Origin of the sequence: Mesorhizobium sp. M0478, from assembly GCF_040321305.1 — a bacterium.
Taxonomy (GTDB): Bacteria; Pseudomonadota; Alphaproteobacteria; order Rhizobiales; family Rhizobiaceae; genus Mesorhizobium.
On sequence record NZ_JAMYRH010000001.1, the window covers coordinates 650,987 to 675,862 of the forward strand.

Consider the following 24,876-nt stretch of genomic DNA (forward strand, 5'->3'; position numbering starts at 1 on the left):
TGCATCCCCCATAAATCCCAATAACTGCATGCATTGCATTTATACGTTGTCGTCTTTAAACATTTCTGTTGATTATCTATTCTGAACAAGAAATAAGCTTGGTCTTGTGACGACCCGTATGAAAAATCGATCTTCGCTTCTGCGCCGCCTGGCAACCGCGGTCTCGGCAATCGGCTTCGGCCAGTCGGCCTTCGTATCGCTCGTTCCCCTGGTGATGGAGCGGCTGAGGCTCGACACGTTTGCCATCGGCGCGGCAACTGCTGTCGGCGCGGCGGCCTTTCTGGTCGGCTCGCCGCTGTGGGGTCGCATGGGCGAGCGGCTTGGCCATGCCAGGCTGCTGCGCTTGCTCGGCCTCGCCATGCTGGCCGGCCAGGCGGTGTTCGCCATTCTGCTGATAGCCGGCACGGGAGCCGCGCTGGGCATCGCTTTGCTGATGCTTTCGCGAACCGTGTACGGTTTTGCCGCGTCCGGCGTCATGCCGACGGCGCAGGTCTGGGCCAGCCGCTCGGTTGCCGATGACAGGCGACAGGCCGCGCTGGGACTGCTTGGCGCCGGCGTCAGCATGGGGCGGCTGGCCGGCGCGCTGGCGGCAACGGCTGCCGTCCTGTCGCCGCTGCTGCCGCCCATCCTGTTCCTGTTCAGCCCGCTGTTGCTGTGGCTCGCGCGGGGCAAAGGGGAAGCCGGCGGACGGACCGACGGCAGGGCGGCCGACGTCGGCCGAGGAATATCGCCCTTCGATCGCCGCGCTCTGCCTTGCCTGGCGATGGGCTTGTGCCTGACGCTCGGCTTCGGACAGGTGCAGATGATGCTCGGCCCGATGACCCAGCAGCGTTTTGGCCTTGGTGCGACGCAGGCCACGACGTTGACCGGCCTGGCCCTGATGCTGGTCGCCGTCGTCATGGTTCTGGTCCAGGGACTGCTCATGGCGCGCCTGCGGCTGGCGGAGCGCAACAGCGTCATCGTCGGCTGTCTCATGGTTTGCGTCGGCATGACGGCGCTGGCCGTCACGGCCAGCCATGTTGCCTCGGCAGCGTCTCTGGTGGTGGCGGCGGCCGGCATTGCCCTGGCGACACCCGGCTACACCGCCTGGCTGATGAAGCGCCTGGAGCCCGGCGAGCAGGGCGCGGCGGCCGGCTGGCTCACCAGCACCCATGTGCTCGGCCAGAGCATCGGCGCATTGGCCGGCGGCTTCGCCTTCACGCTCTGGCCCTTTGCGCCGCTGGCCGGCTGCGCGGCGCTGGCGCTGGCCGCTGCCTGTCTCGCTGCCATGGTTCGCAAGCACTAGCCAAACCGCGCTCATTCGGCGACCTCCGGCAGCGGCCGCATCGGAGTACCCGGCTGGGCTTTTGCGGCATCGGCGAAATGGGCATTCAGCATGCGATAGGTCGCCACCACGGCGATGCCCGACAGCACTGTCGCCAGGGTGAACAACGCGGAGTAGCCGAGCATGTCGGCGAGGCGGCCGGCCAGCATGGAGCCGACGAGATAGACGATAAGCTGGGCGCAGGACAGGATGGTGAAATCGGTGCCGGGTTGGTCCGACGACGTGACGGACATGAACAGGCTGTAGAGCGCCACGATCTCCATGTAGCGCACCAGCGTCTGCAGGAACGAGGCGCCGAAGATCGGCCAAAAGCCGGCAATAGTGCCGAAAGCATGCAGCGCGAAGATCAGGAAGCAGATGGTGCGCAGCGCGCCGAGCAGGCCCAGCACCGAGGCGGCGCCGCGCTTGTGCAGCAGCCACGCCGCCAACGCCGAGCCGCCAAGCCCGACGGTGAGCGCAGCACCCCCCGAGAGATAACCGATGATGTCGAGCGGCACGCCGGCATCGACGAGATAGGAGCCTTCCATCGACTTCACCAGCCCCTCGCTGGCACGGTAGATGAGCGCGATCCACAGGATCTGGCGTGCCTCGGGCCGGCGCAGGAAACGCATGATCGAGGGGCGGTCGATGGCCGCCTGCAGCGCGCTGGCGACGGGATCGGTCTCGCGCATGGCGAAGGCGGCGACCAGCGGGATGATGGACAGCGCGGCCACCATGGCCACCATGGTTTGCCAGCCGGCATGATGATAAGCCAACAGGCCGAGCGTGCCGCCGAGAACGACGCCGAGCGCGACGGCGCCGCCCTGGATCGCATTGCCGATCGGCCTGTCCTTCGGGTCGAGATATTTGGCCGCGTAGCCGTCGGTGGCGATGTCCTGGGTCGACATCAACAGGCTCACGACAAGGCCGACGGCAAAGATACCGGCGACATCGGTCGGCTCGATCCAAAGCATGGCGGCGATGCCGGCGATGACGCCGATCTGGGTGATGATGACCCAGCCGGCGCGATGGGCGCGGGCCATTGGCCGAAAGCGGTCGACCAGCGGCGCCCATAGGAATTTCAGCACCAGCGGCAGCATCAGCAGCGCCATCATGCCGATGGCGGTGCGCGACACGCCTTGCTCGCGCAGGATCGGCGGGATCGCCGCGGCAAACAGATAGCTCGGGATGGCCTGCGCCAGATAAAGGCAGGCGAGAACGACGAAAAGCCGCAGGCGCGAAAGCCCGGCGGGCGCCGGCCGGTCTGCGTCGGCGCTCATTTGACATAGTCCTTCGGTGCGTAACCGTTCAGGAAGGCGCCGGCCTCCGCCCGGCTGCGGGTGACGAGCACTGGAAAGCCGAACAGGCTTTGCCAGACGCGCTGCATGTTCTCGTCGGCGGCGGGGCGCACCAGCGCACAGGCGCGGCAGGCTTTTTCGAGCTGCTCGCGTTCCGCCTTGTACCAGAGGTTTTGCGCCTTGCGCTGGGCGTCGCTCAGCGCGATCTCGATGCGGATATCGACCAGGAGCACGAACGGCTCCCGTTCCTGCGAAAGGCGGCCGAGCGCCTCGATATAGCGCGCGCCATCCGCCGGATCGGCTGGCGCTTCTGCCAGCAGCGAGACCAATGCACCGTTTCGTTGGAGAGACACCGCCACCGCCGCCCCTCAGAATGTGATCTGGTAGGACAACGCAACCGAACGTCCCAGACCCGGAACGTCGGCGCCGCGGGTCGCCGATGCGGAAGGGTTGATGTAGTAGGTGTCGAACACATTGCGCACGGCAAGGTTCAGCACGCTTTCATTGCCGAACGTCTTCGAGACGGCGAGATTGACCAGTGCTGCACCGTCCAGTTCCTGGGTGGCGATGCGGTCGCGTCCGGAAAACAGCTCCAACTCGCTGCGCAGGGTCAGCTCGTTCTCGAAACGGGTGGTGAGATAGACCAGGCCCTTGTAGGTCGAGGGGACACGGTTGTTCGGCAGATACTCGTTCGCTTCGATGTGGCCGTCGCGATCCGCGTCGTATTTGCCTTCGACATAGCCGACCGATCCGCCCAGCGTGAACATGCCGCTGAGGTCTGCCTCGAGATTGGCTTCGACGCCCCAGATACGTTCCTTCTGCTGCGATACCCGGTTGTTGACGATGTCGTAGCTGACGCCGTTGTCCGAGGTCGACAGATAGGTGCTGACGCCGCCGCGATAGTCGCCCCAATCGCCGCGCAGACCGGCTTCCCAGGTGTTCACCAGCTGGGGTTCAGGCGCGATATCGGCATAGCTGATCGCGTAATCCGGCGCGTTGGTGCACGGCAGCAGCGGCCGGATGGCGGTGCCATAGGCGTCGCAGGTTTCGGCGTTGGAGTTCAACCCGGCCCGGCGGGTGAAGCCGCCAATGTCGGTCAGGCTGTAGCCTTGCGAGAAATTGCCGAAAAGCTGCATCCTTTCGGTCAGATCGTAGACGGCGCCGGCGTTGAAGGTGACGGCGTCGTAGTCGAACGAGCCGCCGGTCACCTGGATCGCCGGCAGGCCGATAATGTTCCGGCCTAGCAGAACGGCAGCGGCAGGCCGGGTGAAGTCTTCAACGTTGAGATAAAACTGGTCGTAGCGCGCGCCGCCGCTGATGCGAAAGCGATCCGTCACCGGAATTTCGCCCTGCGCAAACAAGGCGACCGAGTTCTGGGTCGTGGGCGAGATGGCGTCCTGACCGTTGGTCAGCTGCTGATCGGTGGCATCGAAGACGTAGTCGGCGCCCCAGGTCAGCGTGCTGCCCTGAGTGATAAAGTCCATCGGCGTGTTGACGGTCAGGTTGACGCCGCTGCGCCGCGATTGCAGCGCCGTCTGGTTGAAGTCGGCGGTCGGGTCCGTACCCGGCGGCAGGATCACCGGCCGCGTCGGGTTCGTCGGTAAATACACCTGGCTGTTGACGGCCGAGAATTTGGTAAAGGGCGACTGCTTGAAGATGTCGTTGTAGAACGCCTTGACCTCGAGGTTTCCGAGCGCGAAGTCGCTGTCGGTGTATTTGGCGGTCAGATATTTCGAATCTTCCTTCAGCGGCTTGCCTTCATAGGGATCGCCGAAATCCGGGGAGACGGGATTGGTCGTGTAATCGGTGAACCAGTCCGGCTTCTGGTTGGCATAGGTCCAGTCGACGCTGGCCTCGAAGCGCCTGGAATCGAACTGGTAGCCGGCCACGCCGAAGAGATTGCCCGTGCCGGTGCGGTCGCCGCCGCCTTGCCCAAGCATGGCGTCCGAAGCCATCTCGTTGCCGTGGCCGTCATAGGTGCGGCGCGACAGATCACCGGACGCCGAGAAGAAATAGTCGAAATCGCCTTTCTTGCCCTCGACCGAGACACTGGTGCTTGACCCGGCCGACTTGCCGGGGTTTTCGGTGAAGGCGGTGACGCCGGTGCGCACCGTCACCTTCGGCTTGTCGCTGTCGCCGCGCTTGGTGATGAAGTTGATCGTGCCGCCGGTGGCGCCGGCGCCATAAAGGCTGGACGCGCCATTGATGACTTCGATGCGCTCGACCGAATTCAGGTCGATCATCGACAGGATGCGTGAGACGTCCCGCAGCGGTGTGTTGCGCGGCACACCGTCGACCATGATGAGAAGACTGCGCCCGCGGAAGGTTTCCGAAGCGCCGGAAATGGTCTGGTTGCGTGGCGCGTAGCCGGGGACGATGCGGCTGATCAGGGTCGCGGCGTCGATATTTTCCTGCGCGGCTTCCTCGACCTGTTCCTGTTCCACGACCTGGACAGACTGAGCGACGCTGGAAATCGACCTTTCATTGCGGCCGGTGACCAGTATCTGATCGAGCACGGTGGCTCCCTGCTGGTCCGTCGGAGCGGCTTCCTGGGCAAATGCCGCGCCTGCCATAATCGACGAACCCAAAGCCGATGACCAAAGAAGCGTACTGAAAAATCTGCGCATGCTGTCCCCATCTATGCCCTGGTCCCCAGCGCCAGAGCGGAAAGGCCCAGTTATAATTCATGATAAAACGAGTCAACATTTATTTTGTGGCTTTTCAAATCAGGATTAGTCAGCGAACGGATGGGAGCCGGGTACATGAACGGCGCGCATTTTAGCCGGCGCTAAGATGTTGAGCTTTCTTGACAAAACGGCATAGGGCAGCCGGCGGCGTCGTCAGCCTTTGTGCTTACAAGAAGCTCTGCGGATCGATGTCGACCTGCACGCGAACCGAGCCGCGCTGCTTCGGCCCTTCGGCCAGCATGGTGCGGATGAAGCCTTGGATGTCGGCGCGCTTTTCACCCTGGATCAGCAAGCGGAAACGATGGCGCCCACCAAGCAGCGACAGCGGCGCCTCGGCCGGGCCGAGCACGAACAGGTCGCTGGCCTGGGGTGCTGCACGGCGCAGGCCGCGCGCGTGGCCTTCGGCCTCGGCCCGCGTCACCGCACTGACGATGACGCCGGCAAGCCTGCCGAAGGGCGGCAGGGCTGCCCGTTCGCGCTCAGTGATCTCGCGTTCGTAAAAGGCCTCGGCATCGCCCGAGACGATCGCCCGCATCACCGGATGGTCCGGCTGGAAAGTCTGCAGCAGGCCGAGGCTCTTCTTGCCGGTGCGGCCGGCGCGTCCAGTCACCTGGCTGAGCAATTGGAAGGTCCGTTCGGCGGCGCGCGGATCGCCATTGGCGAGGCCGAGATCGGCATCGACGACGCCGACCAGCGTCATGTTGGGAAAGTTATGGCCCTTGGCGACCAGCTGCGTGCCGATGACGATGTCGGCCTCGCCATTGGCAATGGCCTCGAGCTCCAGACGCAGCCGGCGCACTCCACCCATCAAATCGGACGACAGGACGATCGTGCGCGCGTCGGGGAAATGCGCCACGACTTCTTCAGCTATCCGCTCGACGCCAGGCCCGCAGGCGACCAGATGGTCGAGCGTGCCGCATTCCGGACAAGCCTCCGGCCGCTTCTCATTGTGCCCGCAATGATGGCAGACGAGTTGGCCGCGAAAGCGGTGCTCGACCAGCCAGGCCGAACAAACCGGGCAGCCGAAGCGGTGGCCGCAGACGCGGCACAGCGTCAGCGGCGCATAGCCGCGCCGGTTGAGGAACAGCAGCGACTGCTCCTTCTTCTCCAGCGTACGTTGCATCTGGTCGATCAGCAGCGGCGACAGAAAGCCGCCGCGGGCCGGCGGCGCGCGCCGCATGTCGATCGTCTTGAGATCGGGAAGCGCGGCTTCGGCAAAGCGCGCCGACAGCACCGCCCTGCTGTAGCGGCCCTGCTGCGCATTGACCCGGCTTTCGACCGATGGCGTCGCCGACGCCAGCACCACCGGGAAGCCGCTGATATGGCCGCGCACCACCGCCATGTCGCGGGCATTGTAGAAGACGCGGTCCTCCTGCTTGTAGGCAGGGTCGTGCTCCTCGTCGACGACGATCAGCCCGAGCTCGCGGAACGGCAGGAACAGCGCCGAGCGTGCGCCGGCGACGACGCGCACGCCGCCTTCCGCCACCTGTCGCCAGACCTTTTCGCGCATTCGGGGCGGCAGGTCGGAATGCCATTCCGCCGGCTTGGCGCCGAAGCGCTGCTGGAAGCGTTCGAGGAAGGCATGCGTCAGCGCGATCTCCGGCAAAAGGATCAACACCTGCTTGCCCTGGTCGAGGGCTGCCGCCACCGCCTCGAAATAAACTTCCGTCTTGCCTGAACCGGTGACGCCGTCGAGCAGCGTGACGTTGAAAGCAGCGGCCGTGACATTGGCGCGCAGCATGGCGGCCGCGTCTGCCTGGTCCGGCATCAGCTCCGGCATGGCGTAGGAGGGATCGGGCGCGGCGACCACCGGTCGAGGCGGGATCATCACCGTCTCGAACACGCCTTGCGCCTTGAGCCCCTCGACCACCGTCGACGACACGCCCGCCGCGTGCGCCAGGCCGGATCGCGTCCAGGCAAGCCCCCCTTCCGCCGTCTCCAGCACGCGCGTCCTGGCATCCGTCATCCGGTCGGGCATGACGAGGGTCCGCTGCAGGCCCTCGATCCATGGTTCGGGATCGAACGCCTCCGGCGCGCGCAACAGCATGCGCGCCACCATGCCGGGCGGCGACAGCGTGTACTGCGCCAGCCAGTCGACAAAGCGGCGCATGCCGCGGTCGATCGGCGGGCAGTCGAAGACCTGTTCGATCGGGCGCAGCTTTTTGGCGTCGATATTCTCGACCGCACCATCCCAGACGATGCCGGCAACCTGGCGCGGACCGAGCGGCACGCGCACGATCGAGCCCGGCACCACGCGCATGCCGGCGGGCACAGCGTAGGTGTAGGGCCGTTCGGCGGGCATCGGCACCAGCACCGGCGCGGCTGCGACAAAGGGCGAATCTTCGATCATCGGGCGTGACCTTGCCCCGACTTTGGTCTAGATCAAAGGGCAACCCCGAATGTGCATGGCATGCACATGGAAATCTTTCAGGAGACCCCCATGAAATTTTTTGTCGACACCGCTGACATCAAGGACATCAAGGAACTGAACGACCTGGGGCTGCTCGACGGCGTGACCACCAATCCCTCGCTGATCCTGAAATCCGGCGGCAAGATCGCCGAGGTCACCAAGCAGATCTGCGACATCGTCAAGGGCCCGGTTTCGGCCGAGGTTGTTGCGGTCGAATACAAGGACATGATGGCCGAGGCCAACATCCTGGCCAAGATCGCCGACAATGTCTGCATCAAGGTGCCGCTGACGCTCGACGGCCTGCGCGCCTGCAAGACGATCCGCACCGAGATGAACCGCATGGTCAATGTAACGCTGTGCTTCTCGGCCAACCAGGCGCTGCTGGCGGCCAAGGCCGGCGCCTCGTTCATCTCGCCCTTCGTCGGCCGCGTCGACGATACCGGCGCGGACGGCATGGAACTGATCCAGGAGATCCGGCAGATCTACGACAATTACGATTTCGACACCGAGATCCTCGTCGCTTCGGTTCGCACCGTGAACCACGTCAAGCAGGCAGCCCTGATCGGCGCCGATGTCGTTACCGCGCCGGCCGCGACGCTGAAGGCGCTGGTCAAGCACCCGTTGACCGACAAGGGCCTGGATCAGTTCGCTGCCGACTGGGCCAAGACCGGCCAGAAGATCGGCTGAGATCGGGTTCGATACAAAAAGGCCGGGAAACCGGCCTTTTTATTGCGGACTGCTAAAGTCGAGTTGGCAGCGCCAGGGAATGCTCAGGCTTTCTTGCCGTGCCTGACCAAGTCCTGGGCGACGGACAGGCTCACCATTTCAGCCAGTTCACGCGCGGCGCGGTTCTCAGCGTCGAGCTGCGCCCGGTAGGAAGCGAACTCCTGCGTCGGCTTGTCGAAGGATGATGGGATCGACCGCTTGCCGGTGGCGATCACCACGCCGGTCCTGGCATCGGTCAGCACATAGCTTGCGGTCAGTGTCACAGTGCCCGCCGTCGGCTCGTCTTCGTCGGTCTGGATCTGCACCACCGCGGCCGATTCGACCAGTTCGGTGACGCCGAGATCGAGCATGTATACCGGCGCCGGCGGCTCGCCGGCGCCTTGACCAAAGGCAAATATCAGATTGTTGCGGACCTGCTGGGCGTAACGGGTCTTGACCGGCTTGACCGCGACCGACGCCAGTTCCGCCGAAGCGCTGAGCGTCGAACCGGCCGTCAACGGCGCGCTGGAATAGAGCGGCCTGACCGTGCAGGCCGAAACCAGCGCCATCGAAGCGACCATGCCGTACAGCGCTGCGCGGCGCAGCAAACGCGCCGTCTTTTCCAGATCAGGCCCCATCCTTCTGAAGTCAAACAACGACATTGACGATCCTCTGCGGCACGATGATCACCTTGCGGGGCGCCTTACCTTCCAGCGCTTTCTGCACGAAGTCGAGAGCCAGAACCGCTTTTTCGATCGCACCTTGGTCCGCGTCGCGGGCAATTGTCAAATAGCCGCGCATCTTGCCGTTGACCTGGACCGGCAGCACAACCTCGTTGTCGACCACCAGCGCCGGGTCGTAGACCGGCCATGGCCGTTCGGCGACCAGATCGGTGCCACCGAGCGTGTGCCAGCACTCTTCAGCCAGATGCGGCATGACCGGCGCGACGACATGCACCAGGATCTCCACCGCCTCGCGGCAGGCGCCTTTGAGCGCGGCGTCGGCCTTGCCCTCGGCGACGTCGTTGAGCGGCGTGGTCAGCGCATTGGCCAGTTCGTAGATGCGCGCGATCGCGCGGTTGAAGCCGAGCTTCTCGATATCCTCGCCGATGGCCTTCAGGATCTTGTGCGCGGCCTTGGAAACGGCCCCCGCCTCGCCCTCCGGCGCCGCCTGCGGCTTGGCGCCGTCAAGCGTCTCGGCGGCAATGGACACCAGGCGCCAGACACGCTGGATGAAGCGATGTGCGCCGGCGGCGCCATCGTCCGTCCATTCGACGTCGCGCTCGGGCGGCGAATCCGACAGCATGAACCAGCGTGCGGTGTCGGCGCCGTAGCCGTCGGTGATGTCTTCCGGGCTTACCGTATTCTTCTTCGACTTCGACATCTTTTCGAGTGAGCCGATCGCCGCCTCTTCGCCGGTGGCGATCTCGATGGCGCGGCGCTTGCCGCCGACATCCTCGATCCTGACCTCAGCCGGCGACAGCCAGCGGCCATTGTTCGACGCACCGCCGACGCGGTAGGTCTCATGCACCACCATGCCTTGCGTGAACAGGCCCTTGAACGGCTCGGCCAGGTCGAGATGCCCGGTCGCGCGCATGGCGCGGGTGAAGAAGCGCGAATAGAGCAGATGGAGGATCGCGTGCTCGATGCCGCCAATATACTGGTCGACGGCCAGCCAGTCATCGGCAGCCTTCGGCTCCGTCGGCTCGTTGGCCCAGGGCGCGGTGAAGCGCGCGAAATACCACGACGAATCGACGAACGTGTCCATCGTGTCGGTCTCGCGTCGCGCATCCTTGCCGCATTGCGGGCATTTGACATGCCGCCAGGTCGGATGACGGTCGAGCGGATTGCCGGGACGGTCGAATTCGATGTCGTCGGGCAGCTTGACCGGCAGGTCGGCCTTCGGCACCGGCACCACGCCGCAATCCTCGCAATGGATCATCGGGATCGGGCAGCCCCAGTAGCGCTGGCGCGAAATGCCCCAATCGCGCAGGCGGAAGTTCACCTTGCGCTCGGCCATCGGCCGGCCGCCGATGGCCTTCTGCTCCAGCAGTTTTGCGACTTCGTCGAATGCCTGATCCGGCTTCATGCCATCGAGGAAACGTGAATTGATCATCACGCCGTCGTCGACATAGGCCTCTTCCGTGACCTGGAAAGTCTTTGCGTCACCATCTTCCGGCATCACCACCGGGATGACCGGCAGGCCGTATTTGTTGGCGAAGTCGAGGTCGCGCTGATCGCCGGACGGGCAGCCGAATATGGCGCCGGTGCCGTATTCCATCAGCACGAAATTGGCGACAAAGACCGGCAGCGTCCACGTGTCGTCGAACGGATGCACGACGCGGATGCCGGTGTCGAAGCCCTTTTTCTCCGCCGTTTCAAGTGCGGCCACCGAGGTGCCCATATGTCTGATTTCGTCAATGAACTTGGCCAGTTCGACATTGCTCTCCGCGGCCTTCCTGGCCAGCGGATGGTCGGCGGCGACCGCCATGAAGGAGGCGCCGAAGATGGTGTCGGGCCTGGTCGTGTAGACTTCCAGCTCGTTCGTGTCGCCAACAGGCTCTGCTAGCGGCCAGCGGATCAGCAGCCCTTCCGAGCGGCCGATCCAGTTCTGCTGCATCAGCTTGACCTTTTCCGGCCACTCGCCGAGACCATTCAGGGAATCCAGCAGGTCCTGCGCATAGTCGGTGATCTTGAAGAACCATTGCGTCAGCTCGCGCTGTTCGACCAGCGCGCCCGAACGCCAGCCGCGCCCATCGATGACCTGCTCGTTGGCGAGCACCGTCATGTCCTCCGGATCCCAGTTGACCTTGGAGGATTTGCGCGTCACCAGCCCCTTCTCGACGAAATCGAGGAACAGCATCTGCTGGCGGTGGTAATAGTCGACGTCGCAGGTGGCGAATTCACGCGACCAGTCCAGCGACAGGCCCATCATCTTGAGCTGCTCGCGCATGGCAGCGATGTTGGCGTAGGTCCATTCCTTGGGATGGACCTTGTTCTGCATCGCGGCATTCTCGGCCGGCATGCCGAACGCGTCCCAGCCCATCGGATGCAGCACGTTGAAACCCTTGGCCCGCTTGTAGCGCGCCACCACATCGCCCATCGTGTAGTTGCGGGTGTGGCCGATATGGATCTTCCCCGAGGGATAGGGGAACATCTCCAGCACGTAGTATTTCGGCTTTGGATCGTTGTTATGCGCTTCGAACAGCTTCTTTTCGGCCCAGGCCTTCTGCCATTTGGGCTCTGACGCGCGCGGATTGTATCGTTCGGTTGCCATCGGATGATTTTCACTTAAAAGCAGGCGCAGACCGCCGGACAAGGCCCGGTGGCCAAGGTAAATGTCGTCGCGGTGTTCACCATGGATTGCCGGACCCGTCAACTGCGGCGAGCCGGCCAAGACGATTAAAGACAGGCAGGATATGGACATGGCCAGCGCCGTCGAACAGTTTTTCGCCGTCAAGACGAGGATCGCTGCCGCCGAGCGCGAGGCCGGCCGCGACGCCGGTTCGGTGACGCTGGTTGCGGTGTCGAAGACTTTTGAGGCCGACGTCATCCGCCCGGTCATCGAGGCTGGCCAGCGCGTCTTCGGCGAAAACCGCGTGCAGGAAGCGCAAGGCAAATGGCCGGCCTTGAAAGCGGAATTCCCTGATATCGAACTGCATCTGATCGGCCCGCTGCAGTCGAACAAGGCGAGGGAAGCCGTAGCTCTCGCCGACGTCATCGAGACCGTCGACCGCGAAAAGATCGCCGCCGAACTCGCCAAGGAAATCGTGCGCCAGGGCCGCACGCCGAAACTCTACGTCCAGGTCAATACCGGCTCGGAGCCGCAAAAGGCCGGCATCGAGCCGCGCGACGCCGTCGCCTTCGTCGCCCGCTGCCGCGATGTCCATGGCCTCGCCATCGAAGGCCTGATGTGCATCCCGCCGGCCGACGAAAACCCCGGCCCGCATTTCGCCCTGCTGGAAAAGCTCGGCATGGAGGCCGGCGTGGCAAAACTGTCGATGGGCATGTCTGGCGACTTCGAGACCGCCATAGCCTTCGGCGCCACCAGCGTCCGCGTCGGCTCGGCGATTTTTGGCGGCCGATAACCTCGGTGATCTCGCGGCCCTAACAGTAGCATTTGTTGCTGCATCGCTGCAGCGATGCTATATCTAGCCAAGCTAGCTAGGTATCTTCCATGAACTGGCATCTGCAGGACGCAAAAAACAATCTCTCGAAGCTGGTTCAGCAGGCTCGTGAAAAGGGCCCGCAGACCATCACCTTGCGTGGAAAGCCCGCTGCTGTCGTGTTGGCCGCTGAAGAATACGAAAGGCTCGTCGGCTCTAAGCCCTCACTTGCGGAATACCTTCTTTCCGGTCCCGAGTGGGACGACGACTTCGTCGAAGAGGTCAATCGCCGCTCCAAGGGGCCCGGCAGAGACGTGGACCTCTGATGTTTCTTCTGGACACGAACGTCGTGTCGGGTGCGCGAAAGCGAGAGGGGCCAGTGGCGGATTGGATAATCAAGCAAGAGCGCCAGTCTCTGTTTCTAAGCGTCATCACGCTCGGTGAAATCGCACGCGGAATCGAAATGAAGCGGCGAAACGACCCCGACACTGCAAACCATTTAGCAGCGTGGTTCCACGGTCTGCGCCACAGCTACGAAAACCGAATTCTCGGCATAGACGAGAGCATCGCTGCCCAATGGGGTCGCATCTCCGCGATCCGCACGCGCGGCGACGCAGATGGGCTTATAGCCGCGACGGCGCTCTTCCACGACCTCATACTGGTCACACGCAACGTCGCCGATTTCGACGATACTGGCGTCACAATGTTCAACCCTTGGGAAGCCTGACCCGCCTGTGTTGATCCGGTGTTGGGGTCGGCCACAGGTTGAGCCAGAGCCGGCCCATCATTGCGCCACGACTGGAAACGAAACGCGCCGTTCCTATTTGCTTGGAGTCATCACCAATCTGCTGGAGCCACCATGCGCTACAATCAACTCGGAAATACGGGGATGTTCGTCTCCGAACTGTGCCTCGGCACCATGACCTTCGGCGCCGCCGGCGAGAATGCCCAATGGGGCCTGATCGCCAGCCTCGACCAGAAGGGCGTCAACGACATCGTTGCCCGTTCCGTCGCCGCCGGCGTCAATTTCTTCGACACGGCCGACGTCTATTCATTCGGCCAGTCCGAACGCCTGCTTGGCCAGTCGCTCAAGGATCTTGGCGTCAAGCGCTCAGACGTCGTCATTGCCACCAAGGTGCATGGCGCCATGGGCCAGGGCCCGAACGAGCGCGGCTCTTCGCGCGGCCACATCATGGATTCGGTCGAGGGCAGCCTGGAGCGGCTGCAGCTCGACCATATCGATCTTTACCAGCTGCACGGCACCGACACGGTGACCCCCATCGACGAGACGCTGCGGGCGCTCGACGATCTCGTTGCCAGCGGTAAGGTCCGCTATGTCGGCGTCTCCAACTGGGCGGCTTGGCGCATCTCTAAGGCCCTCGGCATAGCCGAGCGCAAGGGATTTTCCCGCTTCGAGACCATCCAGTCCTATTATTCGATCGCCGGCCGCGACCTCGAGCGCGAGATCGTGCCGCTGATCAACGAGGAGAAGCTCGGCCTCATGGTCTGGTCGCCGATGGCCGGTGGCCTGCTGTCCGGCAAGTACGGACCGGGCGCGCCCGGCAATGGCGAAGGCCGCCGCGCCGCCTTCAACTTCCCGCCGGTCAATGAGGACCGCGCCTGGGCAGCCGTCGCAGTCATGCGCGACATCGCCAAAAAGCACGATGTCAGCGTCGCTACGGTCGCGCTCGGTTATGTCCTGGCCAAACCTTTCGTCATGAGCGTCATCATCGGCGCCAGCCGCATGGAGCAGCTCGAGCAGAACCTTGCCGCGGCCGAGCTGAAGCTCGACGCCGACGATCTTGCCAAACTGGACGAAGTCAGTGCGCTGCCGGCCGAATATCCCGGCTGGATGCTGGAGCGCCAGGGCGCCGGCCGTCGCCCGGCTCCGTTCGCCCCGAAGAAGTAGTCATCGCTGTCGCCTGATGCTTGGGGGGTCATCTGGCTCCCCAACGTCTTTTCAGCTCATCCGCACGCTCTCGACCAGAAAGTCGAGAAACGCCCGCACCCGTGCGGGCAAATGCCGGCCCTGGCCGACATAGACGGCGTGGGTGGGCTCCTCGTCGCCCGGATTGAAATCCTCCAGCAGCGCCGTCAGCCGGCCCGCCGCGATGTCATCGGCCACATGCCAGTGCGCCAGCCGGGCGATGCCGGCGCCGCCAACAGCCATCAGCCGCATCGACTCGCCATCGCCGACCAGCGTGTTTCCGGTGATCGGCACCATGACGGCGTTCCCGGTTGCATCGACAAACGACCAGCTATCGACATGCCGGACAAAGCCGAAAGCCATGCGATTGTGCCGGTCGAGATCGGCCGGCATCAGCGGCGTGCCATGCGTCTTGAGATAGGACGGTGCGGCAACGACTGTCATCCGGGTTTGCCCGAGCTTGCGCGCCACCAGCCGCGATTCGCCGAGCGGCCCGGCGCGGATGGCGACGTCGGCACGTTCAGCCATCAGATCGATGACGCTGTCGGTAAGCACCAGATCGACCGAAATCTCGGGATAGCGTTCGAGGAACTCAGGCAGCAGCGGGATCAGCCGATGCACCCCGAAGGGCACATAGGAGTTGACGCGCAGCCGTCCGCGCGGCGCGGCACCCACGGCCGCCTCGCGCTCGGCCGCCGCCATATCGGCCAGGATGCGCACCCCGCTGTCATAGAACGCCGTCCCTTCCGGCGTCAGCTGCAGCTTGCGCGTGGAGCGGGTGACCAGCCGCGCGCCGAGCCTTGCCTCCAGTCGCGCGATCAGCTTGCTCACCGCCGACGGTGTCATACGCAGCGAACGAGCCGCAGCCGAGAAGCTGCTCGCCTCGACGACGCGGACGAACACTTCGATCTCGCCGGAACGGTTGATATCGGGTCTGGCCATTTGTGAATCTATTTCACAGGAAATATGCCCAAAGCAAGTCTGGTTCACAAGGCATGGCAACACGATCTCTGCGGTCGGGGCGCGGGTCTGGACAGCGCGCTCATTCGAGTTCGAACTGGAAACCGCCATGCCTCTTGCTCTCTACGCCCTCGCTGCCGGCGCCTTCGGCATCGGTGTCACCGAATTCGTCATCATGGGGCTGCTGATCGATGTCAGCAAAGATCTCGGAGTCTCGATCTCGGCCGCCGGCCAGTTGATTTCGGGCTACGCGTTGGGCGTCGTCATCGGCGCGCCGCTTTTGACCATCGCCACCGGCAACTGGCCCCGCAAGACCGTCCTTCTGGCCCTTATGGCGATCTTCACGCTCGGCAACCTCGCCTGTGCGATCGCCCCCGACTACTGGACGCTGATGGGCGCCCGCATCATCACCGCCCTTGCCCATGGCACTTTCTTTGGCGTCGGCTCGGTGGTTGCCACCGGCCTGGTCGCACCCAACAAGAAAGCCTCGGCGATCGCGCTGATGTTCACCGGCCTGACCATCGCCAACATCCTCGGCGTGCCCTTCGGCACCTGGCTCGGCCAGACCTTCGGCTGGCGCGCCACCTTCTGGGCGGTAGCTCTGGTCGGTCTCGCTGCCTTCGCAGTGATCCTGCTTCTGGTACCACGCAGCCAGACGGCGCCCGAGAAGACCAACCTGCGCGCCGATCTCGCCGTGCTGCGCCGCACGCCGGTGCTGCTCGGCCTCGCCACCACCGTGCTCGGCTACGCCGGCGTCTTCGCCGTCTTCACCTACATCGCCCCGCTGCTCACCGAGATCACCGGCTTCAGGGAAGCCGCCGTGTCGCCGATCCTGCTCGTCTTCGGCGGCGGTCTTATCGCCGGCAATCTGCTTGGCGGCAAGGTCGCCGACCGCTGGTTGGTGCCGGCGGTGCTCGGCAGCCTCGTGGTGCTGGCGTTGGTGCTGGCCACAATGACCTTCGCCGTCCACAGCCAAATCCTGGCCGTCATCTATGTCGGCCTGCTTGGTGCCGCCGCCTTCGCCACCGTGGCGCCGCTGCAGATGTGGGTGCTGGAAAAGGCGCAAGGCGCGGGCCAGAGCCTCGCCTCGTCCTTCAACATCGCCGCCTTCAACCTCGGCAATGCCGCCGGCGCTTGGCTTGGCGGCGCGGTGATTGCCCATGGCCTCGGCCTCGGCTCACTAACCTGGATCGCCGCTTTGCTGCCGGTCGCGGCTCTTGGCGTCGCTGCCCTGGCGCTGCGCCTCGATCGCGCCCCCACAATCGGGGCGCCGGTCTGCGCCCAGTCATGAGCATCACGCGCAATCCTTCTTCGACATCATCAAGGAGCATAAAATGGATTATCGACGTCTCGGCGCATCGGGCCTGAAAGTGCCCGCACTCTCTTTCGGCGCCGGCACTTTCGGCGGCTCCGGGCCGCTGTTCGGGGCCTGGGGCAACAGCGATGCCAAGGAAGCGCGGCGGCTGATCGACATCTGCCTCGAGGCCGGCGTCAATCTGTTCGACACCGCCGATGTTTATTCGAACGGCGCCTCCGAGGAAGTGCTTGGCGAAGCCATCAAAGGCCGCCGCGACGCGGTGCTGATCTCGACCAAGACTTCGCTGCCGATGGGCGACAGACCGGCCGACTACGGCTCGTCGCGCTCGCGGCTGATCAAAGCCGTCGACGCCGCCCTGAAGCGCATGGGCACCGATTACATCGACCTGTTGCAGCTGCACGCCTTCGATGCCGGCACGCCGATCGAGGAGGTGTTGTCGACGCTGGACGACCTCGTGCGCGCCGGCAAGCTGCGCTATGTCGGCGTCTCCAACTTCTCCGGCTGGCAGGTGATGAAATCGCTGGCGGAAGCCGACAAGCATGGCTACCCGCGCTACGCCGCGCATCAGGTCTACTACTCGCTGGTCGGTCGCGACTATGAATGGGAGCTGATGCCGCTCGGTATCGACCAGGGCATCGGCGCGCTGGTGTGGAGCCCGCTCGGCTGGGGCCGCCTGACCGGCGAGATCCGCCGCGGCCAGCCCCTGCCGGAAAAGAGCCGGCTGCACGACACCGCCGATTTCGGCCCGCCGGTCGCGGACGAACATCTCTACCGGGTCATGGATGCGCTTGATGCGATGGCTGAAGAGACCGGCAAGACCGTGCCGCAGATCGCCATCAACTGGCTGTTGCGGCGCCCGACCGTGTCCTCCGTCATCATCGGCGCCCGCAACGAGGAACAGCTGCGCCAGAACCTCGGCGCCGTCGGCTGGGCGTTGACGCCGGAGCAGGTCAAAAAGCTCGACATGGCAAGCGAAGTGACCGCGCCCTACCCGTACTTCCCCTATCTCCGCCAGGAAGGTTTCGCCCGGCTGAACCCGCCTGCGGTGTGATCACACGACGTTGAAGCTGCCAATCTCCCCCCTTGCGGGGGAGATCAGCTATACTGCCGCTCAGTGCAGCACGAACTCCCCATCCACCTTCCGCCATTCGTTCGGCGCGATCAGCTTCTGGTGCGTGTAGCTGATCGAATGCAGCGGCCCGTCGAGCCTGGCCTTCCAGAACTCGATGAACTTGATCAGCACCGGAAACTTCGGCGCCAGATCGTAATCCTGCCAGATGAAGCTCTGCAGCAGATGCGGGTGGTCGGGAAAATGGTACAGAATCTTGGCCGTGGTCAGGCCATACCCCTTGAGCATCAGGTCCATTTCGGAATGATCGCGCATGACAGCCCCTTGGCCTAGTTGATTCTCCATTCCTCCCAACACCGAATTGTGCGCGCCGTTCCTTAACTGTCTATGATTTTCCTGATCCCAGTCGGGTTTTATGCACGAAAACATGCAGTTAGCAGCGACCGCTGCCGAGTGCTGATGCAACCGAAACGGGAGCTGCGGCATCCCGCCACGCGAATCCAACGTCTAATGTTGCCGTCAGCGCGGAACTGTTAATAATGCCGCCGAATTCGCGGCTGCGTCGCCGTGATCCTGGCTGAGGTCAAGCCGGCGGGGTGGTTTGGGAGGAAAGTGAAGACATGTCCGAGGTGAAGATCCACCGCGTCCAGCCGGCGTGGAAGAAGAATGCGCTGATCGACAACGACACCTACCTCAAATGGTATGCCGACAGCGTGAAGAATCCGGACAAGTTCTGGGGCAAGCACGGCAAGCGCATCGACTGGTTCAAGCCGTTCAGCAAGGTCAAGAACACCTCCTTCGAGGGCAAGGTCTCGATCAAATGGTTTGAGGACGGCGAAACCAACGTCTCCTACAACTGCATCGACCGCCATTTGAAGAAGCGCGGCAACCAGACAGCCATCATCTGGGAAGGCGACAATCCCTACGACGACAAGAAGATCACCTATAACGAGCTCTACGAGCATGTCTGCCGGCTCGCCAATGTGATGAAGAAGCACGGCGTCAGGAAGGGCGACCGCGTCACCATCTACATGCCGATGATCCCGGAAGCGGCCTACGCGATGCTGGCTTGCACCCGCATCGGCGCCATCCACTCGATCGTCTTCGGCGGCTTTTCACCGGACGCGCTGGCCGGCCGCATCGATGACTGCAAGTCGACCTTCGTCATCACGGCCGACGAGGGCCTGCGCGGCGGCAAGCCGATCCCGCTGAAGGAAAACACCGACAGAGCGATCGAAATCGCCGCCAAGGCCGGCACCAAGGTCGATAAGGTGGTCGTCGTGCGCCGCACCGGCGGCAAGACCGGCTGGGTTCAGGGACGCGACATCTGGTACCATGACGAGATCGCCACGGTGAAAGGCGACTGCAAGCCGGAGAAGATGAAGGCCGAGGATCCGCTGTTCATCCTCTATACCTCAGGCTCGACCGGCAAGCCGAAGGGCGTGCTGCACACCACCGCCGGCTATCTCGTCTATGTCTCGATGACCCACCAATATGTCTTCGACTACCATGATGGCGATATCTACTGGTGCACCGCCGATGTCGGTTGGGTCACCGGCCACAGCTACATCGTCTATGGCCCGCTCGCCAACGGCGCCACCACGCTGATGTTCGAGGGCGTGCCGAATTACCCCTCGCAGTCGCGCTTCTGGGAAGTCATCGACAAGCACAAGGTCAACATCTTCTACACTGCGCCGACGGCACTGCGCGCGCTGATGGGCGCCGGCGACGAACCGGTGAAGAAGACCTCGCGCAAGTCGCTGCGCGTGCTGGGCTCAGTCGGCGAACCGATCAATCCGGAAGCCTGGGAGTGGTATTTCAACATCGTCGGCAACGGCAAGGTGCCGATCGTCGACACATGGTGGCAGACCGAGACCGGCGGCATCCTGATCACGCCGCTGCCCGGCGCCACCGACCTCAAGGCTGGTTCGGCGACGCGGCCCTTCTTCGGCATCAGGCCGCAGCTGGTCGACGGCGAAGGTAGGGTGCTGAAAGGGGCGGCCGACGGCAATCTCTGCATCGCCGATTCCTGGCCCGGCCAGATGCGCACCGTCTATGGCGATCATGACCGCTTCGTGCAGACCTATTTCTCCACCTACAAGGGCAAATACTTCACCGGTGACGGCTGTCGCCGCGACGCCGATGGCTATTACTGGATCACTGGCCGCGTCGACGACGTCATCAACGTTTCCGGCCACCGCATGGGAACGGCCGAGGTCGAATCGGCGCTCGTCAGCCATGAGAAGGTGTCGGAAGCAGCTGTCGTCGGCTATCCCCACGACATCAAGGGCCAGGGCATCTACAGCTACGTTACCTTGATGAAAGGCGTGGAGCCGAGCGAGGAACTGCGCAAGGAGCTTGTCGCCCATGTCCGCAAGGAGATCGGCGCAATCGCCTCGCCCGACAAGCTGCAGTTCGCGCCCGGACTGCCGAAAACCCGCTCCGGCAAGATCATGCGCCGTATCCTGCGCAAGATCGCCGAGGACGATTTTTCCGCGCTCGGCGATACCTCGACACTGGCCGATCCGGCCGTGGTCGATGATCTGATCGCCAACCGCCAGAACAAGAAGGGCTGAGGGGATTTGATGGCTGCACTGGGCGCAGTCACGGAGCTCTGGCGTTACCCCGCTAGTTCGCTTGCCGGCGAACGCCAGGACGCCATTTCGGTCGGCCTTGAAACCATCGACGGCGACCGGCTGTTCGGCCTTGTCGATGTCTCGGATAATGAGATCGCGCGGCCCGACCGCGACGCCAAGTGGCACAAGGTGCCGCGCATCCGCACCCGGCTGAGCAAGGACCGCAAGCTGGAGATCGCCGTTCCCGACGGCGACTGGCTGGTAGCGCCGGGCGCTGAATGCGACAGCGCCGTCTCGACCTATCTCGGCTTCGCCGCCTCGATCCGGCCGTTCAGCCAGGACAACGCCCCCGGCTACACCGGCCCGCTCACCGCGGCGCGCTACCGCAAAGCGCCGATCCATCTCTTGACCACCGCATCGCTGGCGCGGCTAAAGGCGCTGCACCCCGAAGGCATTCCCGATCCGCGCCGCTTCCGCCCCAACATCGTCGTCGACATGGCGGCGGTCGAAGGCTCGTTTCCCGAGACCGAGTGGATTGGCCGCAAGCTTGCCATCGGCGACCTGCTGGTGACCGTCTCGGAGCCGTGCCGCCGCTGCGGCTTCACCATCATCAGCCAGGACGGCTTTGACCACGATCCCGGCATCCTGCGCAATCTGGTCCGCCACAACGCCCATAATCTCGGCGTCTATTGCACTGTGGACAGGCCTGCCCGTGTCGAGATCGGCGCGCCGATGCGGTTCGTGTAGGCCTCTACCGCGAGGCAGCGAATCGCAGACCTTGGAAAGCGTGGGGTTCGGCCCCGAATCCTATCCCTACCGATACAGATCCGCCCGTGTCGGCGGCAGCCCGCTCGGGCCGCGTGCGCGTTTGGTGACGACGGTCTGAAAAATCTGCGCCGAGGCGCGCTCGAAGGTGATCGAGCAGCCGGTGAGATAAAGCAGCCACAGCCGTGCCTTGGCCTCGCCGACTTCGGCGACCGCCTCGTCGAAGCGAGCCTGTAGCCGCTGGGCCCACAGCCGGCAGGTGCGCGCATAGTGCTCGCGCAGATTCTCGACGTCGTAGACCAGGAAGCCATGCGCCTCCAGATTGCCCAGCGTCATGCCGATCGTGTCGAGTTCCCCGCCGGGGAAAATGTATTTGAGCAGCGCCTTGAACTCCGGCCCCTTGCGCAAGGTTTTCTTCAAGTCGCCCTTGCTTCGCCTGGTGATGGCGTGGTGCAGATAGATGCCGCCGGGCTTCAGCAAGCGATGGATGGTCTTGAAATAGCTGGCGTGGTTGGCGAGGCCGAGATGCTCGAACATGCCGATCGAGGATATCTTGTCGAAGGAGCCTTTGAGTTCCGCATAGGATTTGATCTCGATGGTGATGCGGTCCTGCAGCCCTTCGGCGCGGATGCGCTCGCGGGCGAGATCGGTCTGCGCCTGCGACAGCGACACGCCATGGCCGACGACGCCGTAATTTTTGGCCGCATGGATCAGCATGGCGCCCCAGCCGCAGCCGATGTCGAGCAGCTTTTCGCCCGATTTCAGCCTGAGCTTGCGGCAGATATGGTCGAGCTTGTCGGCCTGCGCCTGGTCGATGCCATCGGCGAAATCCTTGAAGTAGCCGCAGCTGTAGACCATGCGCTCGTCGAGGAAGAGCCGGTAAAAGGCATTCGAAATGTCGTAGTGATGCTGGATCGCCTCCTGGCTCGACCCGCTGACATAGGGGTTGCGACCCGACAGATCGGTGCGTGCACTCATCTGCTTGCGTGACAGGAGCACCGCCGGCAGGTCGCGCAGGATCGCCAGCTTCGGCAGCGACTTGAGCTTGGTCCTGAGCTTGCCTTGCGACGGCAGTGCGTAGAAATCGAAAATCGTCCCGTCTTCGATGTCTATCGTCTTGGAGATCCACATCTCGATCAGCGTCGACAACGATGGCCGCTTCACCACCTGCCAGACGATGTCCTGGTCGTTGATGGTGAGCACGGGCCCGGTGGCGGGACCGATTCGCTCGCCGGTCCACAGCTTGACCGCAAAACCCGGCTTCAGCGTTTCGATCACCGTTCGCACGATGCGCGCGGCCTTCTCGGCTGCCTCCATGGCAATCCTCCCGAGTCCTGACAATCCACCTTGCATGGATTTTGCCCGCCCGCGCGGCTCTTCGCAACCCGGCGCAAAAGGCGGCTCGCCAGCTATTTCAAATCGGCATCTTGTTTTTTGCTGCAACGCACCCCATCATCTGTACGTGTTCAACAAATCGAAAGGAGGTGATCCGATGTCGAGTGATTTCGTTTTCCAGAACGTGGCCTCAGCGGATTGCACTTTCGGGAAGCAGTCTTCCCGTTAAGGCGCGATAAGCGCGGCGGGTGACCTCGGTCGCCGCCATTGGCCGCGCCACGGACGGAAACACGGAAGGCCGCCGGCTTCGTCAAGAAGCGGCGGCCTTTTCCATTCCCGGATTGTGTGTCGAAGCGGATCAGAGTCCGGTCACGCCAGCATCCGCGCGCTCACCGTCTTGTCGACGCCGTGATAGGGCGGGTTGAACAGATTGCCTTCCTGCTCATAGGTCCAGACCTTGAACAGCGAGAGCTGATGCGGGCCGAAGCTGTGCAGCAGCGGGACATCCGTGGCATCACGACCGCGCGCGATGACGACGCGGCCTATCCTCGGACGATTATGACGCGGGTCGAACGTGTACCATTTGCCGTCGAGGAACACTTCCATCCAGGCCGAAAAGTCCATCGGCGCCGGGTCGGCCGGTACGCCGATGTCGCCGAGATAACCGTTCACATAGCGGGCCGGGATGTTCATGCAGCGGCAGAGCGTGATCGCTAGATGGGCGAAGTCGCGGCATACACCAACCTGCTCCTCATGCGCCTGGGCTGCGGTGCGCGTCGACCGCGCATAGCCATAGCCGAAGGACAGCCGGTTGTGGACATAGTCGACGATCGCCTGCACCCGCGCCCAGCCGGAGGGAACATGGCCGAAAAGCTGCCAGGCCAGACTGCTCAGATGATCGGTCTCGCAATAGCGGCTGCCGAGGAGGTAGCCGAGCACATCGTCCGGCAGTTCCGCCACCGGCACTTCCCTGGCCAGCGTGTTGACCGCGTCAGGCTCGCCGCTGTCCTCGACGGCTGCGTCATAGAGAATGCGGAAACTGCCGGCGGGTACGGTGAAGCGGCGGCAGGTATTGCCGAACAGATCGTGATAGACCTTGCTCGGCACTGAAGGCGACGTCAGCACGCGCGTCTGCCGTTTGATGTCGGCCTGACGATCCCTGTGGATATCAAGCAGCGAGATGACCGGCGTGGCGCCGACGCATTCAATGGCGATTTCGTAGCCGAGCCGGATCAGCACAATGATTGCCCCTTCGATCCCGTGGAAAACAGTATGCTCAAAACGCCAGAGGCGGGACCATGGTTCCCTGGAACTATCGAAAAGGCTCTCGCGCGGCTTCCCAGGCAGGCGTGGCGACGTTACGGTCGCACGACATGTTTCGACCCTCCCGAAACGATCCCTAACCCCATGGAAAATCGGATGTTTGCAGGCAGAAAATTCGCCGCGTTCCTGTTCGATATGGATGGCACGGTGCTCAATTCGATCGCCTCGGCCGAGCGCGTCTGGGCGGCGTGGGCGCTTAAGCACGGTCTCGACGTCGAAGCCTTCCTGCCGACGATCCATGGCGTGCGGGCGGTCGAGACCATCACCAGGCTGGCGCTTCCCGGCGTCGACCCTGTTCATGAGGCGTTTGTGCTGTTGCAGGCCGAGTCGGACGATGTCGAAGGCGTGCTGCCGATCGCTGGCGCCGTGCCGTTCCTCAACGCTTTGCCGCCAGAGCGCTGGGCGATCGTCACCTCGGCGCCGCGCCCGTTGGCGCTGCTGCGCATGCGGGCCGCCGGCATCCCGGTTCCCGCCTTGGTGGTCGCGGCCGAGGATGTGTCGCACGGCAAGCCGGCGCCCGACTGTTTCCTGCTGGCGGCAAAACGGCTCGGCGTCGATATCGGCGACTGTCTGGTCTTCGAGGACGCACCGGCCGGTATCGCGGCGGCGGAAGCAGCGGGCGCGTCGGTGATGGTGATCAGCGCCACTCACCAGCATCCAATGACGACTCAGCACAACTCGATTGGCGGCTACGAAACCGTCTCCATCACGATCGATGACAGCGGCTGGATGACGTTGGGGGCACAGCGCAGCGCGGCCTGAGAACTGGAGAACTGGAGAACTGCTGTGCGCCTTTTTCTTCAACTCTTCAGCTCACCAGTTCCCCAGTTCTTCCGTTCCTGAACCACTAGAAATCGCTAGCCAGTCCCTTCACTTCCCAGTCGCCGTAGCGGCCGGGTTCCTTGCCGCCGCGGCCGCCGATTTCCTTCGGCAACGCAGCTTCCTTCTGGCGATACGCTTCACGGCGCGCCTCGGCTTCAGCCAGCGCTCGGCTGGCCGCCGGCGTCAGGTCCTTCTCCCGGTCGGCATCGGCTTTGCTGGGTTGGTCGGTCATGCGATAGTCCGGGCGGATTGAAACAAAGGGCGGCGTTTCCC

Annotated in this window: 22 protein-coding genes; 11 read left to right on the forward strand and 11 right to left on the reverse strand. The window is 63.7% G+C overall.

The window, feature by feature from the left end; genetic code table 11:
- Window positions 1–118 precede the first annotated feature (118 nt).
- Window positions 119–1,285, forward strand: a complete 1,167-nt coding sequence (locus tag NKI64_RS03200; RefSeq protein ID WP_352666458.1) for an MFS transporter — start codon at window positions 119–121, stop codon at window positions 1,283–1,285.
- An 11-nt stretch (window positions 1,286–1,296) separates the two neighbouring features.
- On the opposite strand, the gene NKI64_RS03205 is transcribed toward NKI64_RS03200, so the two are convergent.
- The 4 genes from NKI64_RS03205 to NKI64_RS03220 form a co-directional block, all read right to left on the reverse strand.
- Window positions 1,297–2,583 carry an MFS transporter gene (locus NKI64_RS03205; RefSeq protein ID WP_352666460.1) on the reverse strand — a complete coding sequence of 429 codons (1,287 nt, stop codon included), beginning with the start codon at window positions 2,581–2,583 and terminating at the stop codon, window positions 1,297–1,299.
- The gene (locus tag NKI64_RS03210; RefSeq protein ID WP_155923829.1) at window positions 2,580–2,954 is read right to left on the reverse strand and encodes a hypothetical protein; all 375 of its coding nucleotides are present in this window, start codon (window positions 2,952–2,954) and stop codon (window positions 2,580–2,582) included. Before NKI64_RS03210 ends, NKI64_RS03205 begins: the two co-directional genes overlap by 4 nt.
- Window positions 2,955–2,969: 15 nt before the next feature.
- On the reverse strand, window positions 2,970–5,174 hold the full coding sequence (locus NKI64_RS03215; RefSeq protein WP_352666462.1) for a TonB-dependent receptor: 2,205 nt from the start codon (window positions 5,172–5,174) through the stop codon (window positions 2,970–2,972).
- Between the two features lie 280 nt (window positions 5,175–5,454).
- The gene (locus tag NKI64_RS03220; RefSeq protein ID WP_352666464.1) at window positions 5,455–7,638 is read right to left on the reverse strand and encodes a primosomal protein N'; all 2,184 of its coding nucleotides are present in this window, start codon (window positions 7,636–7,638) and stop codon (window positions 5,455–5,457) included.
- A 90-nt stretch (window positions 7,639–7,728) separates the two neighbouring features.
- On the opposite strand from NKI64_RS03220, the gene fsa reads away from it, so the two are divergent.
- Window positions 7,729–8,385: a fructose-6-phosphate aldolase gene (gene fsa, locus NKI64_RS03225; protein WP_023688874.1), complete on the forward strand. Its 657-nt coding sequence runs from the start codon at window positions 7,729–7,731 to the stop codon at window positions 8,383–8,385.
- Window positions 8,386–8,468: 83 nt separating this feature from the next.
- On the opposite strand, the gene NKI64_RS03230 is transcribed toward fsa, so the two are convergent.
- The gene (locus NKI64_RS03230; RefSeq protein ID WP_352666466.1) at window positions 8,469–9,065 is read right to left on the reverse strand and encodes an LPS assembly lipoprotein LptE; all 597 of its coding nucleotides are present in this window, start codon (window positions 9,063–9,065) and stop codon (window positions 8,469–8,471) included.
- Window positions 9,052–11,679: a leucine--tRNA ligase gene (gene leuS, locus NKI64_RS03235; RefSeq protein WP_352666468.1), complete on the reverse strand. Its 2,628-nt coding sequence runs from the start codon at window positions 11,677–11,679 to the stop codon at window positions 9,052–9,054. Before leuS ends, NKI64_RS03230 begins: the two co-directional genes overlap by 14 nt.
- Window positions 11,680–11,827: 148 nt before the next feature.
- Between leuS and NKI64_RS03240 the strand changes: the two genes are divergently transcribed.
- The 4 genes from NKI64_RS03240 (at window position 11,828) to NKI64_RS03255 (ending at window position 14,417) form a co-directional block, all read left to right on the forward strand.
- Complete coding sequence (locus NKI64_RS03240; RefSeq protein ID WP_023736835.1) at window positions 11,828–12,490, forward strand: YggS family pyridoxal phosphate-dependent enzyme; 663 nt, start codon at window positions 11,828–11,830, stop codon at window positions 12,488–12,490.
- Window positions 12,491–12,579: 89 nt separating this feature from the next.
- The gene (locus tag NKI64_RS03245) at window positions 12,580–12,834 is read left to right on the forward strand and encodes a type II toxin-antitoxin system Phd/YefM family antitoxin (RefSeq protein WP_023684084.1); all 255 of its coding nucleotides are present in this window, start codon (window positions 12,580–12,582) and stop codon (window positions 12,832–12,834) included.
- Window positions 12,834–13,235, forward strand: a complete 402-nt coding sequence (locus NKI64_RS03250; RefSeq protein WP_023728699.1) for a type II toxin-antitoxin system VapC family toxin — start codon at window positions 12,834–12,836, stop codon at window positions 13,233–13,235. Before NKI64_RS03245 ends, NKI64_RS03250 begins: the two co-directional genes overlap by 1 nt.
- Before the next feature lie 132 nt (window positions 13,236–13,367).
- Window positions 13,368–14,417 carry an aldo/keto reductase gene (locus NKI64_RS03255; protein ID WP_023736834.1) on the forward strand — a complete coding sequence of 350 codons (1,050 nt, stop codon included), beginning with the start codon at window positions 13,368–13,370 and terminating at the stop codon, window positions 14,415–14,417.
- Between the two features lie 51 nt (window positions 14,418–14,468).
- On the opposite strand, the gene NKI64_RS03260 is transcribed toward NKI64_RS03255, so the two are convergent.
- The gene (locus NKI64_RS03260) at window positions 14,469–15,377 is read right to left on the reverse strand and encodes a LysR family transcriptional regulator (RefSeq protein ID WP_023736833.1); all 909 of its coding nucleotides are present in this window, start codon (window positions 15,375–15,377) and stop codon (window positions 14,469–14,471) included.
- Between the two features lie 127 nt (window positions 15,378–15,504).
- On the opposite strand from NKI64_RS03260, the gene NKI64_RS03265 reads away from it, so the two are divergent.
- Window positions 15,505–16,686, forward strand: coding sequence for an MFS transporter (locus NKI64_RS03265; protein WP_023749346.1), 1,182 nt, complete (start codon window positions 15,505–15,507; stop codon window positions 16,684–16,686).
- 43 nt (window positions 16,687–16,729) lie between these two features.
- Window positions 16,730–17,764 (forward strand): aldo/keto reductase, encoded by a 1,035-nt coding sequence (locus NKI64_RS03270; RefSeq protein WP_023736831.1) that lies wholly within the window; start codon window positions 16,730–16,732, stop codon window positions 17,762–17,764.
- Window positions 17,765–17,824: 60 nt separating this feature from the next.
- On the opposite strand, the gene NKI64_RS03275 is transcribed toward NKI64_RS03270, so the two are convergent.
- Window positions 17,825–18,097: an usg protein gene (locus NKI64_RS03275; RefSeq protein WP_023668649.1), complete on the reverse strand. Its 273-nt coding sequence runs from the start codon at window positions 18,095–18,097 to the stop codon at window positions 17,825–17,827.
- A 305-nt stretch (window positions 18,098–18,402) separates the two neighbouring features.
- On the opposite strand from NKI64_RS03275, the gene acs reads away from it, so the two are divergent.
- Both acs and NKI64_RS03285 read left to right on the forward strand, forming a co-directional pair.
- Window positions 18,403–20,358: an acetate--CoA ligase gene (gene acs, locus NKI64_RS03280; RefSeq protein WP_352666472.1), complete on the forward strand. Its 1,956-nt coding sequence runs from the start codon at window positions 18,403–18,405 to the stop codon at window positions 20,356–20,358.
- A gap of 9 nt (window positions 20,359–20,367) precedes the next feature.
- Window positions 20,368–21,105 carry an MOSC domain-containing protein gene (locus NKI64_RS03285; RefSeq protein WP_023726118.1) on the forward strand — a complete coding sequence of 246 codons (738 nt, stop codon included), beginning with the start codon at window positions 20,368–20,370 and terminating at the stop codon, window positions 21,103–21,105.
- A gap of 66 nt (window positions 21,106–21,171) precedes the next feature.
- On the opposite strand, the gene NKI64_RS03290 is transcribed toward NKI64_RS03285, so the two are convergent.
- Both NKI64_RS03290 and NKI64_RS03295 read right to left on the reverse strand, forming a co-directional pair.
- Window positions 21,172–22,440 (reverse strand): class I SAM-dependent methyltransferase, encoded by a 1,269-nt coding sequence (locus NKI64_RS03290; RefSeq protein WP_023752663.1) that lies wholly within the window; start codon window positions 22,438–22,440, stop codon window positions 21,172–21,174.
- A gap of 387 nt (window positions 22,441–22,827) precedes the next feature.
- Window positions 22,828–23,697: a transglutaminase-like domain-containing protein gene (locus tag NKI64_RS03295; protein WP_023700201.1), complete on the reverse strand. Its 870-nt coding sequence runs from the start codon at window positions 23,695–23,697 to the stop codon at window positions 22,828–22,830.
- 180 nt (window positions 23,698–23,877) lie between these two features.
- On the opposite strand from NKI64_RS03295, the gene NKI64_RS03300 reads away from it, so the two are divergent.
- Window positions 23,878–24,543 (forward strand): HAD-IA family hydrolase, encoded by a 666-nt coding sequence (locus tag NKI64_RS03300; protein WP_023693195.1) that lies wholly within the window; start codon window positions 23,878–23,880, stop codon window positions 24,541–24,543.
- An 85-nt stretch (window positions 24,544–24,628) separates the two neighbouring features.
- Here NKI64_RS03300 and NKI64_RS03305 read toward each other — a convergent pair whose 3' ends face one another.
- On the reverse strand, window positions 24,629–24,835 hold the full coding sequence (locus NKI64_RS03305) for a DUF1674 domain-containing protein (RefSeq protein ID WP_023688862.1): 207 nt from the start codon (window positions 24,833–24,835) through the stop codon (window positions 24,629–24,631).
- Window positions 24,836–24,876: the final 41 nt, after the last annotated feature.

What these genes read in the sequence shown, in the direction of transcription:
- NKI64_RS03270 (WP_023736831.1), top strand. Translation starts at nt 16,730, where the DNA reads ATGGATTATCGACGTCTCGGCGCATCGGGCCTGAAAGTGCCCGCACTC.
- NKI64_RS03275 (WP_023668649.1), bottom strand. Translation starts at nt 18,097, where the DNA reads ATGCGCGATCATTCCGAAATGGACCTGATGCTCAAGGGGTATGGCCTG.
- NKI64_RS03285 (WP_023726118.1), top strand. Translation starts at nt 20,368, where the DNA reads ATGGCTGCACTGGGCGCAGTCACGGAGCTCTGGCGTTACCCCGCTAGT.
- NKI64_RS03265 (WP_023749346.1), top strand. Translation starts at nt 15,505, where the DNA reads ATGCCTCTTGCTCTCTACGCCCTCGCTGCCGGCGCCTTCGGCATCGGT.
- NKI64_RS03200 (WP_352666458.1), top strand. Translation starts at nt 119, where the DNA reads ATGAAAAATCGATCTTCGCTTCTGCGCCGCCTGGCAACCGCGGTCTCG.
- NKI64_RS03305 (WP_023688862.1), bottom strand. Translation starts at nt 24,835, where the DNA reads ATGACCGACCAACCCAGCAAAGCCGATGCCGACCGGGAGAAGGACCTG.
- fsa (WP_023688874.1), top strand. Translation starts at nt 7,729, where the DNA reads ATGAAATTTTTTGTCGACACCGCTGACATCAAGGACATCAAGGAACTG.
- NKI64_RS03240 (WP_023736835.1), top strand. Translation starts at nt 11,828, where the DNA reads ATGGCCAGCGCCGTCGAACAGTTTTTCGCCGTCAAGACGAGGATCGCT.
- NKI64_RS03255 (WP_023736834.1), top strand. Translation starts at nt 13,368, where the DNA reads ATGCGCTACAATCAACTCGGAAATACGGGGATGTTCGTCTCCGAACTG.
- NKI64_RS03245 (WP_023684084.1), top strand. Translation starts at nt 12,580, where the DNA reads ATGAACTGGCATCTGCAGGACGCAAAAAACAATCTCTCGAAGCTGGTT.
- NKI64_RS03300 (WP_023693195.1), top strand. Translation starts at nt 23,878, where the DNA reads ATGTTTGCAGGCAGAAAATTCGCCGCGTTCCTGTTCGATATGGATGGC.
- NKI64_RS03290 (WP_023752663.1), bottom strand. Translation starts at nt 22,440, where the DNA reads ATGGAGGCAGCCGAGAAGGCCGCGCGCATCGTGCGAACGGTGATCGAA.
- NKI64_RS03260 (WP_023736833.1), bottom strand. Translation starts at nt 15,377, where the DNA reads ATGGCCAGACCCGATATCAACCGTTCCGGCGAGATCGAAGTGTTCGTC.
- acs (WP_352666472.1), top strand. Translation starts at nt 18,403, where the DNA reads ATGTCCGAGGTGAAGATCCACCGCGTCCAGCCGGCGTGGAAGAAGAAT.
- NKI64_RS03205 (WP_352666460.1), bottom strand. Translation starts at nt 2,583, where the DNA reads ATGAGCGCCGACGCAGACCGGCCGGCGCCCGCCGGGCTTTCGCGCCTG.
- NKI64_RS03215 (WP_352666462.1), bottom strand. Translation starts at nt 5,174, where the DNA reads ATGGCAGGCGCGGCATTTGCCCAGGAAGCCGCTCCGACGGACCAGCAG.
- NKI64_RS03220 (WP_352666464.1), bottom strand. Translation starts at nt 7,638, where the DNA reads ATGATCGAAGATTCGCCCTTTGTCGCAGCCGCGCCGGTGCTGGTGCCG.
- NKI64_RS03250 (WP_023728699.1), top strand. Translation starts at nt 12,834, where the DNA reads ATGTTTCTTCTGGACACGAACGTCGTGTCGGGTGCGCGAAAGCGAGAG.
- leuS (WP_352666468.1), bottom strand. Translation starts at nt 11,679, where the DNA reads ATGGCAACCGAACGATACAATCCGCGCGCGTCAGAGCCCAAATGGCAG.
- NKI64_RS03230 (WP_352666466.1), bottom strand. Translation starts at nt 9,065, where the DNA reads ATGTCGTTGTTTGACTTCAGAAGGATGGGGCCTGATCTGGAAAAGACG.